The following is a 17,647-nucleotide window of genomic DNA, read 5'->3' on the forward strand; positions in this document are numbered from 1 at the left end:
TTGAACAGAAACGTTGTTTTTTCAATAAAACATGATAATTCTGCTTTGGTATTTGATGATTTTATAAGATAACTCAGGAGAATAATCTCCATCAGTTACTTATAAAGCAGACATTCATTTTTCAGGTGTTGTTATCAAACCTACATATTGATGAGTTGTTAGAGAATATGAACATTTTGGAGATAGTAATTAAGAATCTCAAAAAATTAGCCATGTATATGCAAATTATCAGATGATATTTGCGTATACATGGTTGAGAATATCTAGAATCTATGGGTGAGGCAATTAAGAGTAATTGCTTGGTCTATATCAATATCTGCTATGGCTTTTGTTCACTAGTTACAATCAACAAATGATTTATTGGCTAAATTCATCACGGGGAATTGACAGGATGCCTGGTAATCTCAAGAAGAAAGGATAAGCAGTGAGAGAGAAAATTGCCAGACTACTAATAAAACCAACATATTCAACAAAATATTGTGTTTGTTTCTAGACATTGATGTAATTCATTTTGATTGACAGCGTGATATATTATTGGTAATAATTTAGATGCAGACTGATCCTGTTAATCAGTTATTCAAGAGCAATAAATTAGCATTTGATGATATAAGGTATTCAACATTTGCTAAGGTATTTGACGCTACTTAATTCCGTGGATATTAAGGATAAAAATAAGGGTATTGACCAGAAAATATTGTCAAAATCCCAGCATTAAATTATCGGCTTCCTGCATCTTCCTGACTTATCTGATTGTTTATATCTGTATCCGCTACGTCACTACTGGATATTTCGCTAGAAAAATTTCTTGTTGAGTAAGTCGCTCATTAATTCACAACATAATAGCAGGTACATGAGGAACAAGTTTCTGCCTCTTTTGTTTACTGTTATTTGCTACATCGATAGCAGCAAGCAGTAATGGTAATAATTCATAGCACAGTAATTAAACTTAGCTGTTTTCGTTACCTGAAAATGTATAAATTCAGCAGTAATGAGCAGTCATATCAACTGATAGAGATATTACGACTATTGTTTAAACGAACATACTGGGAATAAAAATATGGCAGTAAATAAAGAACGCCAACTCTTCAAAAAAACAACTGTTAAGTGGCCGGTAGTTTTGGCTGCATCGATTACTTTAACCACTGGTTTAGTAGTTTTATCTCGGTTCTATAATTTGTCGCAAGTAGGGCTAAATTCTCAATTGCCTTCTCATTCAGCTGCATCAATAAATCCACCTAAACCTACTCCTGTGAAAGTGGCTGTAACTGCCTTGGGACGTTTGCAACCACAGGGAAAAATCACTTATTTATCTGCACCTAATTCCATTAATGGTGTGCGGGTAGAAAGACTGTTGGTTAAGGAAGGGGAGGAGGTCAAAGTTGGACAAGTGATGGCCCAACTGGAAGATTATCAACGAGCAAAAGCAGCATTAAAACAAGCTTTTGATAAACTACAATTAGCAAAGGCTCAGTTAGCTCAGGTAAAAGCTGGGTCTAAACCTGGAGATATTAATGCCCAAAAAGCAACTATTTCGCGGTTAGATTCCCAGTTGAAAGGGGAAATTGCGGCTCAAAATGCGACTATAAACCGCATTACAGCAGAAGTAGAGAATGCCCAGAAAGAGAGCGATCGCTATCAGCAATTATACAAGGATGGTGCTGTTTCTGCTTCTGTTGCCGATGCTAAAGCCCTACAACTCAAAACTACACAACAACAACTAAGTGAAGCCCAAGCTACTCTCCAGCGCACTCAGAACACCTTAAAAGACCAAATTCAAGAAGCCAAGTCTCGACTCAACAGCATTAAAGAAGTCCGTGCTGTAGATGTGGAAGTAGCCCAAAGCCAGGTTAAAAGTGCAGAAACTGCTATCGAGCAAGCTAAAGCAGATTACGATTTAACTTACATTAAATCTCCTATTAACGGCACAGTTTTAAAAATTCATGCCAAAAATGGAGAAGTTATTTCTACTTCTGGGTTTGCAGAAGTTGGTGATGTTTCCCAAATGCAAGTATTAGCAGAAGTCTATCAAACTGATATTGAAAATGTGAAAATTGGTCAAAAGGCTTTCATTACCAGTGCCGCATTTTCGGGTAAAATTCGTGGCACTGTTAAAGAAATTGGCTGGCAAGTAGACAAACAAAGTATCTTTAGCTTGAATCCCAATTCGGATACAGACAGACGAGTAATTGAAGTCAAAATTGTGATTGATAACGCCGCAGATAATAAAAAGCTGTCGCGTTTAACTAATTTACAAGTTGATGTGGCAATTCAGATGTAATTAACAATCAATCAACGCAAGAAGTAGTCAATCCATAATTAGACTTCTTGCATAACCATGCAAAATTTTCTGGTTACCAATATCGCTGCAAAATTAGCGATTTTGCCAGGGGTTAATTGATAACTACTTACTAATCACTGCCAAATATATGAATTTCAAAATTCCTTTAGCATGGCTACAGTTAGCCCAGCAAAGAGTACGTTTTGTGGTGGCTGTAGCCGGGATTGGTTTTATCGTTTTGTTGATGTTTATCCAACTTGGTTTTCAAGATGCACTTTATTCCAGTGCCACAGCAGTACATCAACATTTACGGGGAGATTTATTTTTAGTTAGTTCTCAATATAAAGCTTTAACAGCAATTCAAAGCTTTTCGCGGACTCGTTTATACCAAAGTTTAGGATTTGAAGGCGTAGACTCTGTAAGTTCTTTATATTTACAGTTTGCCAAATTAAAGAATCCTGTCAGTGGGGAAAAATATTCTATTTATGTGATTGGTTTTGACCCAGGCAGACCAGTGATGGATATTCCTGAAGTTGAGCAAAATTTAGATAAGCTAAAAGTGCCTGATGTCATGTTGTTTGACAGAGATTCTCGACCAGAATTTGGTCCAATCGCAGAACAGTTTGAAAAAGGCAATACTGAACAAACAATAGAAATTTTTCCCTTTGATGCTGTTAAAGGTTATCGAGTGAGAGTAAGTGGTTTATTTAGCTTAGGTCCATCCTTTGGTGTGGATGGCAACTTAATTGTTAGTGATTCAACTTTTTTGAGAATTAACCCTAATACTCGACCAGCAGAAAAAATAGATGTGGGAATTATTACTCTCAAACCAGGTGCTGATCCTGCTCAAGTTTTAGCGAATCTGAAAGAAAACTTGCCTAATGATGTGAAGATATTTACCAGGCAGGAATTCATTGATTTTGAAAAAAATTATTGGGCAGCTAGAACTCCCATTGGCTTTATTCTCAATTTAATGCTGACCATGGCTTCAGTTGTAGGTGTAGTGATTGTTTATCAGATTTTGTATAGCAATATTTCCACCCAATTTATTGCTTATGCCACATTAAAGGCCATTGGCTACACCAATAATTATTTACTCAAGGTAGTATTTCAACAGGCATTAATTTTAGCTTTATTAGGTTATATACCCGGTTATATTATTTCTGTGGGTTTATATGACTTTGCCAGTGAAGCCACTAAATTGCCGATTATCATGACAGTTAATAATACTGTAGTAGTTTTAGTTTCTACTGTGTTAATTTGTCTGACTTCTGGTGCTTTGGCTATTAATAAGCTGCGTTCTGCTGACCCAGCCGACATTTTCTAGTTGTTATTTATTGTCTCGGTTACATTACAAAAATCATCCCTTCAATATCTTCTATGAACTGCCAAAATAAAACTCTGCTGATTACTGGAATTGATGAATTTATCGGGTTGCGTGCGGCTGAATTAGCTATAGCCCAAGGAATGAAAGTCCGGGGTTTACAAACTTCTACTCAGCAACATCAAAAACTAAAAGATTTAGGGGTTGAGGTATTAGTTGGTGGGATTACAGATGCAAAAATTGCTAAAGCCGCTTGTCAAGGTGTAGATATTGTTTTACATACTACTCAATTAGCAGAAGAAGCAGGAGATATCAAGCATTTTCGGGAAATAAATGTCCAGGGTACTATCAATATTGGTCAAGCTGCTAAACAGGCTGGTGTCAAAACTTTTGTCCATCTTTCTACTGCTTTAGTATATGGCTTTAATTATCCTAATCAAGTGACGGAATCAAGTCAAACTTCTGGGGATAACAATTCCTACTGTCAGAGCAAAATAGAGGCAGAAACTGAATTAATTAAACTCAATTCACCGCCTGATTTTGGCGTAATTATTTTACGTGCTGGGGATGTTTACGGGCCTGGGAGTATTCCTTGGGTAGTGAGACCAATTCACATGATGAGACAGAAGTTATTTGCTTATGCAAATGATGGTCAAGGTGTCATGAATCATTTATATGTAGATAACTTGATTGATGCTATCTTTTTGGCGATAGAAAAAGCCCCTTACGGTGAGATTTTTAATATTACCGATGGACAGGAAACTTCCTGGAAAGAATATTTTATGCACTTAGCGGCAATGGAAGGTTTACCAGCACCTATGTCTTTACCAAAGGAAGAAATGAAATTATTTTTACGGGTGCGTAGTCAAGGACAAAAGTTATTTCGGAAAAAAGCTGATATTTTACCAGAATCAGTTGATTTCATGAGTCGTCCCTATGCTTATTCTATTGCCAAAGCGACAAGTGTTTTAAATTTTAAACCAAAAGTTGATTTGGAAATAGGAATGGGACTCACCCATGAGTGGTTAAAAGCAACTGATATTGAAAAATTGATGAAATAAAGTCAGACTTCAGGAGTCAGTAGGGGCGGGTTTACAGATATCATCAACTATGAACGAGAATTTTGGTAAACCCGCCCGTACAGGAGTATGGCTACGCCACGCTACGCGAACAGAAGAATTGTCAAATAATAAATACCCTATTGTGGCTGGTGTATCAAACTATCAGGTAGGAAATTAAAGTTTGATGTATTCTGTACTTCCCTTTTGCATTTTGAATCTTGACGCAATCAAATACTCATCATTCAAAATCCAGAATTCGCACAAATCAAAAAATTCTGGATGATTAATTGTGAAATTAATGGGGGAACTGCGAATGAAAACTTATTCGATTAAATTAAGCATTGGTTTACCTGTATATAATGGTGAACGGTTTCTTGCTCAAGCTTTGGATTCATTATTATCACAAACTTTTACAGATTTCGAGTTGATAATTTCTGATAACGCATCTACTGATAGAACCGCGGATATTTGTCAGGAATATGCCCAAAAAGACCAGCGCATTCGCTATTTTCGCAATGCAACCAATATTGGTTGTGCTTGTAATTTTAATCGAGTGCTGCAATTAGCTAAGGGTGAGTATTTTAAATGGGCAGCTTATGATGATTTACATGCACCGAATTTTCTCGCTCGATGTATTGAAATATTAGACAAATACCCTAGTTATATCTTGTGTCATTCCCGTACAAAATTGATTGATGAACAAGGTAACTTATTACAAGATTATGCTATCAAGCTAAAAACTTATTTACCATTACCTCAACAAAGATTTAATGAATTACTAACTAAACATTTTTGTTATCAACTGTATGGGGTAATGCGTCGTAGTGCTTTGGAGAAAATACCACCTATGGGTGGTTACGGCAATGCAGATGGAATTTTATTATTGAGGCTGGGTTTAATTGGGTGTTTTTATGAAATTCCTGAATATCTATTTTTTGCTAGAAGTCACCCGCAGCAATCTCTAAGTATGTTTTTTCCAGATTATTTATCATTTAATGATAATAATCCGCGGTTTTCATTACATATGTTACCTAATTTTTATGAATATGCCGTGTGGTTTGATTCTCAAAACAAGGATAAACTTTTGTTTCCACACTGGCGGTTATTAGGGGAGTATCTACAAACAATTAATCACAGTTCGATGAATTGGTATGCCAGGTTATGTTGCTATATCAGCATAGTAAAAAAATTAACTGGTACAGAATCTTTATTAATTAAAGATTTAGTTTTTGCACTGCAAAAAATGGTAACCAAAACCTGGAAAATATTTCACCGTGATAATTTACCTGATTCATCTCTAGCGAACTAACTTAATCTATCACAGAAAAGATTGATTTATGTGGAAAATATCAACTCTCCAATCTGTTTTGCTAGCTACTTTATTGAGCTTCTCTTTTAGTCAAAATGTGCAAGCCGAATCTACTGCCAAATTAACGGTAGTAGTGAATGGTATTCAAAACAAGACTGGGGAAATTTGCCTGAGAGTTTATAACTCAGAAAAAGGTTTCCCTATGAATAATACTAGTGAAGTCAAAAGTGGCTGTGTCAAGATCAATGGCAATTCTGTTAAGAAGGTATTTTCGGGTTTAAAACCTGGTACTTATGCGGTTGCTGTGGTTGATGATCAAAACGGTGATCATAAATTGAATCGAGACTTTTTTGGTATTCCCCAAGAAGGTTTTGGCATTTCTAATGATCCAGTGGTTTCGGTTTCTACTGGGACACCAAGTTTCCGCAAATCTAGTTTTGCTTTGAATAGAGATAAGACCATTAATATCTCTTTGAAGTATTCTTTAGATCCATAAAAAATAAGTAATGAGAATGGGTGATTATCCTTCACCTTTCTCTCTTTTTTCTGCCACCTACTGTCTAGAAATCAACTAAAATTTTGCCGGAGACTTATAGATGTGGAAGATTTGATGATATTTATCTCTAAGTCTTTGCTGGGGTGGTTGGTCATACAGGTGTGTTTGACATTGGTGTTTATTTGGTATGTGAAATCGCACCAACCCAAGGTATTAGCCAATGAACAGTTACCGAAAACGGCTGTAATTCTATGTCTGCGGGGTGCTGATCCATTTTTACCAACTGTAATCAGATCGCTCTTACGTCAAGATTACCCGCAGTATGATCTAAAAATTATCATCGATAGTCCTGAAGATCCAGCTTACACCATCGTCAAAGAAGCGATCGCCCAAATTCAGGGTACTAACGTCCAAATTAGCACTCTTAGAGCAGTACGCCATAATTGTAGCCTCAAATGCAATGCCCTTATTCAAGCTGTCTCTGATTTAGACGAATCTTACAAAGCTATAGCATTAATCGATGCTGACACCGTAGTTCACCCGACTTGGTTGCGAGAATTAGTCAGTCCTCTCATAGATAGTCAAGTGGGAGTCACCACAGGGAATCGTTGGTATGTCTCCAATGGTAATTATTGGGGTTCCCTAGTCCGCTTTTCTGGAAACGTTTCCACGGTTGTGCAAATGTTTCTGTTTGGTATTCCTTGGGGTGGTAGTTTAGCAATGAAAACAGAAGTTCTACACCGGATAGAACTACTAGATAAGTGGGAACAGACCTTATGTGATGATTTATTTATTCCCAAACTTCTCAAAGCACATGGATTAAAAGTACAGTTTGTCCCTTCACTGCTGATGGTAAATCGAGAAGAATGTGATTTACCTCGCTGCTTAGAAAATTTAAAACGTTTGATAATTTCTGCTAGATTTTATCACCCGGCTTGGTTAGCAATAGTGAGTGAAACTATCTCTAGTATTCTGTTTCCTAGCATATTGATTCTGTTGATGATTGAATCATTGCTTCAGGCAGAATTATATGTGATGTCTTTATTGTTTTCTGCTTATAGCTTCTATACTATTGGCATACTTTTGTTGATGCTGTTAATGGAAGTGAGCATTCAACCAATTATTCAAGCGCAAGGTCAATATCCAACTCCTATTTCTCTGAAGCATAGTGTGAGATTATTGATTGCTATTCCCCTGACCCAATGGATGTATGGGTTAGCAATGCTGTCTTCTGTAGTTATTTCCAAAGTTACCTGGCGAGGTATTAACTATAGGCTACAAAGTGCTATGGAAATTACCTTAGTAGAATATCAACCTTATCAATGGCTAGACCAACCGATTGACCCAAAAATTTCTTTATAAAATAACGATTTCATTAGCAATTTTAACGGCATTTACCCAAGTTGGATTTAGTAAATTTAATCATTTTGACTGTCTGATTTCAATACCTCTAAAAAGTTGGTCAATACTCTTTTTTCTTCAAAATTCAGCCCTAAAGAAGCTTTAAATGCATAAGAGAAACCAATTTTGGAGGTGATTAACAATGTATTCCTGGGCAATTTTGTTAGCACAAATTATGCTAATTTGGTTAGGAATTCAAGTATTTTTGAGTTTGATATTTTTGTGGTATTTGCGGTTTGAAAAACCAAAAGTATTAGCAGATGAGCAATTACCCAAAACAGTCATTATTCTTTCCCTACGTGGTGCAGACCCATTTCTTGCCAATTGTTTGCGATCGCTACTCAATCAAAACTACCCCAACTATGATTTAAAACTGGTGGTTGACCGACAAGAAGATCCAGCTTGGCAGATTGCTACTCAAGTAATTCAAGAACAGGGTGCCACCAATGTACAAATCAGTTCCCTGAAAATCATCCGCCAAAGTTGTAGCCTCAAATGTAGTGCCCTAATTCAAGCTATTTCCGAATTGGATGAATCTTATCAAGTGGTAGCCTTGGTAGATGCAGATACAATCGTTCATCCTAATTGGCTGCGAGAATTAGTCAGTCCCCTTGGTCATCCTCAAATTGGTGCTACCACCGGTAATCGTTGGTATGTACCCACAGGTAAATATTGGGGTTCCTTGGTGCGTTACATCTGGAATGTTTCCGCTGTGGTACAAATGGGACTCTATGGGATTCCTTGGGGTGGTACTTTAGCCATCAAAACCCAGGTTATCCACCAAACAGGCATCTTAGATAAGTGGAATCAAGCCTTTGGTGAAGATACGCTGATTCGTAGCGCCTTAAGCAAACATGGTTTAAGAGTGAAGTTTGTACCGTCTCTCCTGATTCTCAATCAAGAGGAAACCAAATTACCAAGCTTGACATATTGGCTAAAAAGACAATTACTGTCTTCACGACTGTATCATCCCCTGTGGTCTGCGGTAGTTGGTGATGCGGTTTTAACTGTACTGTTGCCGAGTCTGGTGATTTGTTTATTGGTGACAGCAATTTGGACGAAACAATGGGATGCAGTGGTGTTGAGTTTGGGCTGTTATAGCAGCTATATGGTGGCATTACTTTTACTGGTGCTGTTATTAGAAACCCAAATTCAGCCAGTCATTCGCCGCAATGGTGGGCCAGCTACCAAATTATCAACCGCCACAGTTTTCAAAATATTTATTGGCATTCCTTTCACCCAGTGGGTTTATAGCTGGTCTTTGATATCTTCCCTGTGGATGCCAACAGTGAAATGGCGTGGTGTTACCTATCAAGTGAAAGGGCCGTGGAAAATTCGCCTCTTAGATTATCGCCCTTATCACTTGTTAGACCAACCAAGCGATCGCAAAATTTCCCTCTAGTCTTCCTACTTCCCACCCTCACCGGACATCTACCAACCATTATTGACAATCAAAAATTCCCCTCCCCATGAATAACCAACCCATCCGCATTGCCCTATTCACCGGTTTATATCCTCCTTTCCTGACCGGTGTATCTGTGGCTGTACACCAAAGAGTCCGGTGGTTGCTGCAACAAGGTCATGAAGTTTTTTTAGTTCATCCCGAATTTAACAACCAATACCCCCAACAAGTCCTCAAACGTCCTATGGCCGGGATAGAGGAACTCCAAACCTTCCCCAATTTTTCCGCCTACGCCTTCCCTACCCAACCCCTCATCTTTTATAAATCCCTGCCCCAACCCTTAAACTATCGCCATTGGAGTGACAGCAAATTACTGGGTCAATTTCAACCAGATGTCATCGTAGTGGAAGAAGCAGCCCAAATGAGAGGGTTATACTCAGCCTTTCTCCAAGGTTATGGCCGCCCCATCGGTGTAGAATACGCCAAACGCACAGGCACACCCATCATCTCTATTTTCCACACAGATATCATTGCCTATATTAGATATTACTTGGGCGATGTCTTTTTCAACTTGCTACGCCCCATCCTACCTGCTTTAGTTAAACAGTTCAGTTCTGCTTACGATCTCAGCTTATTTTCCTCTAAAGAACAACTGAAAAAATATCAAAACTTTCAATGTCAAAAAAGCGAATATTTGCCCTACCAAGGCATTGATTGTGAAAAATTTCACCCCCGCAACATTAATTTTAATCCCATTCCCGATGACGATCGCCCAACGCTTCTGTTTGTGGGTCGGATTACTGCGGAAAAGAATGTCTCCCAGCTTCTAGATGCCTATCCCTTCATCGCCGCCCAAATTCCCAATGTTCACCTCGTAATTGTGGGTAGTGGCCCCTTAGATGCAGAAATACGCCGTCGCGCCAAAAAATTCGGGTCTGGAGTCACCATTTGGGGCGAATCTCATGGAGAAGAACTCTTAGGTTGGTTTGCCAGGGCAGATATTTTTGTCAATCCTTCCGTGACAGAAAACTTCTGCACCACCACCAACGAAGCCTTAGCATCGGGTACTCCCGTGGTTGCAGCGATCGCCCCTTCCACTTCTGAACAAGTTATTCCTGGCTACAATGGTTTCCTCGCTGAACCTAACAACGCCAGAGACTTTGCCCAAAAAGTGATTACTATTCTTCAAAATCCCCATCTCAAAGCTGAACTAACTGCCCAAGCCCGTCCTTCTATTATCGAGTTTGATTGGTCAGCTTGTATGCAAAAGTTTGAAAATAAACTCTACCAATTAGTCACACCCGAACCCCAAAAGAAACTAGTTATTTAGTTCTCCTCATTCCAAATAACGCCAATTTGGCTACTTTAAACCCATTTCCTCTGGTACATTATTCACTTAGTTGACCTGTGGGATTTTAGGTTCTAAGTTTGAGATACTAATCAAATTTACCAGTTTATTATCAGTAGATATATTGCCTACTCCAACTGATAATCAGCTTGGTATCGTCCTCAATAGTGCCTAAAAGTCTTCTCGCCTCAGAAGGGATGAATTCTGAGGCTTTTATATTCACATTTTCATCATTCAGAGACATAATTTTTGCCATTATGTCTAGACTTAATACGTCCTTTATCAAGGTTGAATATTAACTTGAAAAAGTATCTATCTTTAGTCAGATAAAAATCTCATGTTTTTAGAATATTTTCAGAGAAATTGCGCCGGACATAAGTAAAGAATTTATGTCTAAAGAATTGCGTTGTGACTATTGAATTTTTTCCGCAACTTAGGAAAAATACAAATAAGTCTAACATCTTGTAGGCTCTCTTGGTGACAACTTAACCTTATCCAATGTCCTCAGTCCGCGCGAGCGGACTTTATTTTTGGCTATTTGAGTTAATAGAAAAATGATCCTCTCAATTTCACTTCATTCTGTCTAGCAAATGCTCACCCACCCGCAAAGCATTAGCAATGATAGTTAAGGACGGATTCACAGCCGCACTGGAAGGGAAAAAGCTGCCATCCACAACATACAAATTGTCACAATCATGGGTGCGGCAATTAATATCTAATACCGAAGTTTGAGGATCTTCTCCAAATCGACAAGTCCCACATTGATGCCCCACTTCTCTCACACCCATTTTTTGAGGAATATGTATAGCACAATTGCCCTCCTGATACACCTGCAAAGATTTTAAAACCTCTACCCAGCGTTTGATTAATCGATTAAAGGCAGTTTGATTATTACTTTTATATTCCAGATATATAGTGTCATTTTTCCAAGTTACGCGATTATTGTAACTCGGCAAATCTTCTGTCATCACTAACCAAGCTATGGAATGACGAGCTAATTTTTCTGCTAATATCTTAGGCATCAATGGCGGCCCATAAGCTGCTATTTTATCTTTATTGACATTGCCTAACGACTGGATACTACCCATAGGATAAGCAAAATCCTTTTCACCCCAATAAAAGTCATTCACTCCTAAAGTTTTGGGAAAAGATGTGTAATGTGGTTTCTTGCTTAAAGACATTACCACCCCAAAGTTGTGAGACATATAATAACGACCAACTAAATTAGAACTATTAGCTAATCCATTGGGGTGTTGATCATTGGCAGATTGCAGTAATAATGCGGCTGAATTAATCGCACCACAAGCCACAATCACTATATGTCCAGAAAAAATTTGCCGCTTACCACTAATTTCTGCTTCTACACCAGTCACTTCTCGACCAGAAGCACTAGTATGTAACTTGATGACTTTAGCATCTGTAATTAATTTCAAGTTATTTGCCGCAATTGCGCGACGTATACCATTAATATCCGCATCACCTTTAGCATCAACTAAACAAGGAAAACCATCACAAGTATTGCAGCGAATACATTTACTTAAATAACGGTTTAATTCATTTAATTTAATCGCTATAGGTAAATAAAAGGGATGTAAATCGAGATTTTTTAAAGAATACTTAATTTCTTTAATATAAGGCTCATGACTAATCGCCGGAAAGGGATAATCAAGATTGGTTGGTGGTTCAGTTGGGTCTAGTCCTCGTTGACCATGTACTTCATAGATTTTTTCTGCTTCATCATAATAAGGAGCAAAATCTTGATAGCTAAGTGGCCAGGCAGGAGAAATACCATCTTGATGAATTACCTGATCAAAATCGCGCTCTCGTAAGCGAAATAATGCACCACCATAAAATTTAGTATTACCCCCTACAAAATAGTGAGTTAGGGGATAAATAGCTTGACCATTTTTGTCATACCAAACCTCCGAAGTGCGATAATGCTCCTTTTGAGAAACTTGCTTAGTATCCCAATTTGCCTTTTCTTTGGGTAAAAAATTACCTCGTTCTAAAATTAAAATTTTCTTGCCACTACTGGCTAATTTATATGCTAAAGTGCCACCACCGGCTCCTGTACCGATGATGATGAAGTCGTAATGACAATCTGCCATTTTTGCCTCCAAAAATAATTATTAAAAGTGAAGTATCAAAGACTTTATGGAAAATCTTTGATTTAAAAAGTGATGAATTTTGACTTTTGGATGGCGATAGTTTTACCATCCAAAATCTCACTAACCACGCATTTGATTTTCTGCACAGGTTTTGTTAAGCTCTGTTACGCCAATCCAACGAAAAATGCGATCGCCAAATTTGGGAAAAAGTTGGATATTAGAAAACAACAGCCTGGTTAAAATGCCATCTAGCATCACTTCTGGCTCATTTTGTTTAATCGCTAGCAACACAGCCTTAGCAACATCTGTGGGTGGAGAAACCTTTGCTAACTTGGGTGCTGCTAGTCCAAAGGCATGGAACATCCCCGCATTGGTATATCCAGGACAAACAACAGAAACCCCCACATTAGTTTCTGCTAGTTCTTGTCTGAGGGCATCTGTCCACATAATCAATCCCGCTTTACTAGCAGAATATACGCTGTTAAAGGGTGCGCCTTTTTTCCCAGAACCAGAAGCAATATTGACAATATGACCACGATTGCGAACAATCATACTCGGTAGAATTAACCTTGTTAATTCCATCCCCGCAATTAAATTTGTGGTTAAAATAGATTGAATTTCTTCTAAGGTATAATGTTGAAAAGGTCGATATTTTTCGATGGCGGCATTGTTAATCACAATATCAATTTGCCCAGCTACCTGGGAAACATGATTAACTAAATTAGGTAATTCATTCACCTGGCTGATATCAAAAGGAACACTAATTCCTTTGCCACCTAAAATTGTTACATCTGAACATATTTTTTTGAGTTTATCGACAGAACGAGAAACTGCAACAACGGTTGCATTTTCTTTCGCTAAAGCACGAGCTATATATACACCAATCCCACCTGTAGCGCCAGTCAAAAGAACTGTTTTACCTGCTATTGATTTCATTGATAACCTGTGATTATAAAGGATAGTTTTAGGCAATTTTTTGTTGCTTCATCTGCCAGGATGGAGAGACTAGCAGCAACAATAATAGGCAAATTCACCGTCCGAGTCAGATATATTTTTGGGTGTGAATCATTACCTCAATCCCCACACTTGTTATCCATTCATACTTAAAAAATATGAATTGTCTTGGTTATTAATTGGTTTTCAATATAGCTGAAGACACATTTTAATTTAGTGCTTTAAATAGCTGTATTTTGTAAAAAGTCTAGAAATCTTTATAGGCGTTACATATTAGTTACACAATTCTTATGGTTTTATAACTTATTTTGACTTGATTGTGCTTGATACATATATTTTAATTGGACTGCTACAAGTAATCTCTGTACATGACAAAAAATAGAGAAAAAGCTTGCAAAGGTGACAGGGAATGGGTTTCCAGGTTCTGTGATTTTTGCTCACCTCAAGGTGATTGAATCTCAGGTCTTATCTACTCGTCGTTGGATCTGGGGTCGATTAGTTTATGTGGCTGGTTTACGTCTTGATGATGGCAAGTTATTAATTGTTATTTCTGATGATTCTCCACAAACTATGATTGCTGACTATGGTCGTCGTTGGGGGATTGAAACTTTGTTTGGTATGTTCAAAACCCGTGGTTTTTGCCTCGAATCTACCCATTTTCTCGATGCGACACGATTGAGTAAGTTATTAGCTTTACTTTCTTTAGCTTTGTGTTGGGCTGTCAAAACTGGTGAATGGTTACATCAACACCGCCCTATCAAGATCAAGAAACATGGTCGTCCATCTCAAAGTGTTTTTCGTTACGGTTTAGATTATCTGCGTTCTCTTGTTACCAATTTAGATTTAAAGCATAGTGAGTTTCTTCTCTCTCTGCAATTTTTGTCCTGTACTTAGAGTGATAGTATTAAACCCAAATACGTAAAGCATAATAAACGCTGTTGCTTTGTCGAATTTATTAGATTTAAGGGACTTCCAGAAATTAAATTATCAAATTTTGATAGAGACAATGTTGAGATGAAGTTTACCGAAAATGTTCGCTTTCAGATATCTTTATAGCCTTGCTGTTCGTCAACTTGAGGTGATGTAGTGCCAGTAAATGCCGATAAACCCCACTTGTGGAAACAAGATATTGCCCAGTCCGTAGACTTTTACAACAGTTGGTTTATGGAATTTGCTCCCAGGGCTTACCTGGAAACTCGCATTGCCACAACCCAACAAGTTGAATCAGCATTGACTTGGACAGCCAATTTAACCAACATTACCCCCACTGTCCTGCGCCAACACCCATCCGTACTACCAATAATGCGGATGACAACAGCACCGCCCATCGCTCGTGACCGTCTGATTGGACTAGCCGGAGTGTCACCCAATCTTGTCAAAAACATGGAAGACAAGCAACGCATCCCGCCGAAAATGGATACTACAATGCTGGATGCCGAATTGGCAAAAATCTCTCAGGTTATAGCGCGGCTAATTGACAGAGACATCTTTCCTTGGCTAGAAACAAAGCTAGACCCCAATGATATACAAATCCACCGAGCAGCAACCATTGTTGCCGACCGTCTTTGTGGAGCCTTGGCTGACCCTATTATCCGCAACACCCAAGAGCAAAGACAACTGGCCACAATTAGGCAGTGGTTAGAAGAACGAGGTTACTCTTACATCAGGGGAGGTAGTGGACTAAGATTTGAAACCATGCAACCAGGAACCTTCGTGTTTCGGCTCAACATTCCCGTCAGTTTGCAGTCTGGCAACAAACAAGTCAACATCCCCATTGATGCCGTGATCATGCCCAGACAGTCTGCTCCTGGCGATTTACCTCTCCTGATTGAAGCTAAATCAGCTGGAGATTTTACCAACCCCAACAAGCGACGCAAAGAAGAAGCCATTAAAGTTGCTCAACTCAGGAGCAACTACGGTAATAAAGTCCGTTTTGTTCTATTTCTTTGTGGTTATTTTGACAGTGGCTACTTAGGCTATGAAGCAGCCGAAGGAATTGACTGGTTATGGGAACATCGCATTGATGACCTAGCATTATTTGGTGTTTGACTTTCCGTCTGGCTGAAACTGTATTGCTGTCTTTGCTCACGGCATCAGCTGCGTTAACGTGTCAGCATCTCGCTAGAGAGGAAATTTTAAGAAGTCATTACCTGAAACGAGTTGTTTATGAATGTAAGCACAACTACTGAGCAAGCACGGGTGTTCCGTCAATTACAACTAGATGCAGCCAAAACCCAAACCGAACGCAATAAATTGGGACAGTTTGCCACACCCACAGATTTGGCATTCGACATTGTGCAATATGCAAAAGAGTTATTAACACCACATTCCCAAATCCAGTTTCTTGACCCCGCTTTTGGTACAGGTGCTTTTTATTCCGCATTATTACAGCTATTTTCACCAACACAAGTCAAAGAATCTGTAGGTTATGAAATTGATTCACACTACGGCTTGGAGGCAATTTCGTTTTGGCGCGATACACCACTACAATTACATTTAGCTGACTTTACCCAAGCTATACCACCTAGCTGTGACGATAAAAAAGCTAACTTACTCATTTGTAATCCCCCCTATGTGCGACATCATCATTTAAGCCGAATTGAAAAGCAGCGATTACAAAATCAAACCTTTCAGATAACAGGAATAAAACTCAGTCAGTTAGCTAGTCTTTACTGCTATTTCTTGTGCCTGGCTGATGCTTGGATGGCGGATAATTGCATTGCTGGTTGGCTCATTCCCAGCGGATTTATGGACGTAAATTATGGACAACAAATTAAGGAGTATCTATTAAGCAGTGTTACCTTGTTGCGTGTTCATTTGTTTCATCCAAATGATGTCCAGTTTGCAGATGCTTTAGTTACCAGTGCAGTTGTTTGGTTCAAGAAGACTTTACCACCATCAAACCATCATGTTGAATTTAGCTATGGTAAAAGTTTAGCAACACCCAACAAAAGCAAGTTGGTTTCTGTAGAGACGCTTTGCTCAACACCCAAATGGACAAAGATTGGATTTACCTCAAATAATACTCAGTCTAATTTAAAGCAATTTCAGTTAAAAGATTTATTTACTATTAAACGTGGTTTAGCGACAGGTGCTAACAATTTTTTTGTGCTTACGAAAGAACAAGTTCTAGCATATCAACTGCCGATTGAATTCTTAACATCTATTCTGCCCAGTCCCCGTTATTTATTAATTGATGAAATTGAAGCTGATATAAAAGGTAATCCGATTTTGACACAGCAGCTATTTTTGCTGGACTGTGCATTGCCTATAGCTGAGGTGCAAGCAAACTATCCAATGCTGTGGCAATATTTGCAGATGGGAGTAGACAATGGAATTAGCGATCGCTATTTGTGCAGACATCGTTCTCCCTGGTATTCACAGGAGAAGCGTCCACCCTCCCCATTCCTTTGTACCTATATGGGTCGTCAAGATACCAAAAGAGGTAGACCTTTTCGTTTTATTCTCAATCATTCCCAAGCAACAGCTACTAATGTCTACTTGATATTGTATCCCCTCCCTGTTTTGGCTCAAGCATTGTCACAAAATTCCGAATTACTGAAGCAGGTATGGCAGGCTTTAAATGAGATTTCTGATGAAATGCTCATGTGTGAAGGTCGGGTGTATGGAGGTGGACTATATAAGCTGGAACCAAAAGAATTGGGTAATGCTATTGTTTCAATTCCACGATCATTTTAAGCTGGCATCAACTGTAATCCTGCTACAGTCGCTAGTAAATCGGCTGGTTCATAGGCGGAGAGACTCTTCACAAACTTAGTCAAAGGATGTTGCTGACTGTTATATAGTTTTCGTGGATTTACGGAAGCTGTTGTCATTACTAATAATTATGTACTTAAAAAAATGTAAAATAAATTTTACATTTTCCATTATAATTAGAGAAAATAAAGTTAACAACTTTGACATCTGACCAGACACCGCCCTTGAGCCTAAGAGCATTTGTTCTTA

At 38.5% G+C, this 17,647-nt stretch carries 14 protein-coding genes and 1 pseudogene; 12 read left to right on the forward strand and 3 right to left on the reverse strand.

Features of this window, described 5'->3' with window-relative positions; genetic code table 11:
- The first annotated feature begins 1,057 nt into the window (after positions 1 to 1,057).
- The 9 genes from H6G73_RS01055 to H6G73_RS01090 all read left to right on the forward strand — a co-directional run bounded on the left by H6G73_RS01055 (position 1,058) and on the right by H6G73_RS01090 (position 10,601).
- Positions 1,058 to 2,278, forward strand: a complete 1,221-nt coding sequence (locus H6G73_RS01055; RefSeq protein ID WP_190601086.1) for an ABC exporter membrane fusion protein — start codon at positions 1,058 to 1,060, stop codon at positions 2,276 to 2,278.
- A 148-nt stretch (positions 2,279 to 2,426) separates the two neighbouring features.
- Positions 2,427 to 3,605 carry an ABC transporter permease DevC gene (devC, locus tag H6G73_RS01060; protein ID WP_190601087.1) on the forward strand — a complete coding sequence of 393 codons (1,179 nt, stop codon included), beginning with the start codon at positions 2,427 to 2,429 and terminating at the stop codon, positions 3,603 to 3,605.
- Between the two features lie 53 nt (positions 3,606 to 3,658).
- A complete protein-coding gene (locus H6G73_RS01065; protein ID WP_190601088.1) occupies positions 3,659 to 4,663 on the forward strand; it encodes an NAD-dependent epimerase/dehydratase family protein in 1,005 nt (334 codons plus the stop codon).
- A 49-nt stretch (positions 4,664 to 4,712) separates the two neighbouring features.
- A complete protein-coding gene (locus tag H6G73_RS24685; protein ID WP_256443788.1) occupies positions 4,713 to 4,841 on the forward strand; it encodes a hypothetical protein in 129 nt (42 codons plus the stop codon).
- A 135-nt stretch (positions 4,842 to 4,976) separates the two neighbouring features.
- Complete coding sequence (locus H6G73_RS01070) at positions 4,977 to 5,972, forward strand: glycosyltransferase family 2 protein (RefSeq protein WP_190601089.1); 996 nt, start codon at positions 4,977 to 4,979, stop codon at positions 5,970 to 5,972.
- 28 nt (positions 5,973 to 6,000) lie between these two features.
- On the forward strand, positions 6,001 to 6,468 hold the full coding sequence (locus H6G73_RS01075; protein ID WP_190601090.1) for a DUF2141 domain-containing protein: 468 nt from the start codon (positions 6,001 to 6,003) through the stop codon (positions 6,466 to 6,468).
- Positions 6,469 to 6,570: 102 nt separating this feature from the next.
- Positions 6,571 to 7,830: a glycosyltransferase gene (locus H6G73_RS01080; protein ID WP_190601091.1), complete on the forward strand. Its 1,260-nt coding sequence runs from the start codon at positions 6,571 to 6,573 to the stop codon at positions 7,828 to 7,830.
- A 181-nt stretch (positions 7,831 to 8,011) separates the two neighbouring features.
- Positions 8,012 to 9,271: a glycosyltransferase gene (locus tag H6G73_RS01085; RefSeq protein WP_190601092.1), complete on the forward strand. Its 1,260-nt coding sequence runs from the start codon at positions 8,012 to 8,014 to the stop codon at positions 9,269 to 9,271.
- 67 nt (positions 9,272 to 9,338) lie between these two features.
- Positions 9,339 to 10,601 (forward strand): glycosyltransferase, encoded by a 1,263-nt coding sequence (locus tag H6G73_RS01090; protein ID WP_190601093.1) that lies wholly within the window; start codon positions 9,339 to 9,341, stop codon positions 10,599 to 10,601.
- A 587-nt stretch (positions 10,602 to 11,188) separates the two neighbouring features.
- On the opposite strand, the gene H6G73_RS01095 is transcribed toward H6G73_RS01090, so the two are convergent.
- Together H6G73_RS01095 and H6G73_RS01100 are read right to left on the reverse strand one after the other, a co-directional pair.
- A complete protein-coding gene (locus H6G73_RS01095) occupies positions 11,189 to 12,727 on the reverse strand; it encodes a GMC oxidoreductase (protein ID WP_190601094.1) in 1,539 nt (512 codons plus the stop codon).
- A gap of 120 nt (positions 12,728 to 12,847) precedes the next feature.
- A complete protein-coding gene (locus tag H6G73_RS01100; RefSeq protein WP_190601095.1) occupies positions 12,848 to 13,663 on the reverse strand; it encodes an SDR family NAD(P)-dependent oxidoreductase in 816 nt (271 codons plus the stop codon).
- 420 nt (positions 13,664 to 14,083) lie between these two features.
- Here H6G73_RS01100 and H6G73_RS01105 point away from each other — a divergent pair.
- From H6G73_RS01105 to H6G73_RS01115, 3 genes and pseudogenes are all read left to right on the forward strand, one after another.
- Positions 14,084 to 14,575: pseudogene (locus H6G73_RS01105) on the forward strand (transposase); the annotation flags it as partial.
- A 192-nt stretch (positions 14,576 to 14,767) separates the two neighbouring features.
- On the forward strand, positions 14,768 to 15,730 hold the full coding sequence (locus H6G73_RS01110; RefSeq protein WP_190601096.1) for a XamI family restriction endonuclease: 963 nt from the start codon (positions 14,768 to 14,770) through the stop codon (positions 15,728 to 15,730).
- Between the two features lie 117 nt (positions 15,731 to 15,847).
- Entirely contained in the window at positions 15,848 to 17,380 is a 1,533-nt protein-coding gene (locus tag H6G73_RS01115) for an Eco57I restriction-modification methylase domain-containing protein (protein ID WP_190601097.1), read from the forward strand.
- On the opposite strand, the gene H6G73_RS01120 is transcribed toward H6G73_RS01115, so the two are convergent.
- Positions 17,377 to 17,517 carry a hypothetical protein gene (locus tag H6G73_RS01120; RefSeq protein ID WP_190601098.1) on the reverse strand — a complete coding sequence of 47 codons (141 nt, stop codon included), beginning with the start codon at positions 17,515 to 17,517 and terminating at the stop codon, positions 17,377 to 17,379. The two genes, H6G73_RS01115 and H6G73_RS01120, sit on opposite strands and share 4 nt — an antisense overlap.
- Positions 17,518 to 17,647: the final 130 nt, after the last annotated feature.

This window comes from Richelia sinica FACHB-800, from assembly GCF_014698825.1.
Lineage (GTDB): Bacteria > Cyanobacteriota > Cyanobacteriia > Cyanobacteriales > Nostocaceae > FACHB-800.

Coding starts and splice junctions, on each gene's coding strand:
- H6G73_RS01055 (WP_190601086.1), top strand. CDS start 1,058: ATGGCAGTAAATAAAGAACGCCAACTCTTCAAAAAAACAACTGTTAAG.
- devC (WP_190601087.1), top strand. CDS start 2,427: ATGAATTTCAAAATTCCTTTAGCATGGCTACAGTTAGCCCAGCAAAGA.
- H6G73_RS01065 (WP_190601088.1), top strand. CDS start 3,659: ATGAACTGCCAAAATAAAACTCTGCTGATTACTGGAATTGATGAATTT.
- H6G73_RS24685 (WP_256443788.1), top strand. CDS start 4,713: ATGAACGAGAATTTTGGTAAACCCGCCCGTACAGGAGTATGGCTACGC.
- H6G73_RS01070 (WP_190601089.1), top strand. CDS start 4,977: ATGAAAACTTATTCGATTAAATTAAGCATTGGTTTACCTGTATATAAT.
- H6G73_RS01075 (WP_190601090.1), top strand. CDS start 6,001: ATGTGGAAAATATCAACTCTCCAATCTGTTTTGCTAGCTACTTTATTG.
- H6G73_RS01085 (WP_190601092.1), top strand. CDS start 8,012: ATGTATTCCTGGGCAATTTTGTTAGCACAAATTATGCTAATTTGGTTA.
- H6G73_RS01090 (WP_190601093.1), top strand. CDS start 9,339: ATGAATAACCAACCCATCCGCATTGCCCTATTCACCGGTTTATATCCT.
- H6G73_RS01095 (WP_190601094.1), bottom strand. CDS start 12,727: ATGGCAGATTGTCATTACGACTTCATCATCATCGGTACAGGAGCCGGT.
- H6G73_RS01100 (WP_190601095.1), bottom strand. CDS start 13,663: ATGAAATCAATAGCAGGTAAAACAGTTCTTTTGACTGGCGCTACAGGT.
- H6G73_RS01115 (WP_190601097.1), top strand. CDS start 15,848: ATGAATGTAAGCACAACTACTGAGCAAGCACGGGTGTTCCGTCAATTA.
- H6G73_RS01120 (WP_190601098.1), bottom strand. CDS start 17,517: ATGACAACAGCTTCCGTAAATCCACGAAAACTATATAACAGTCAGCAA.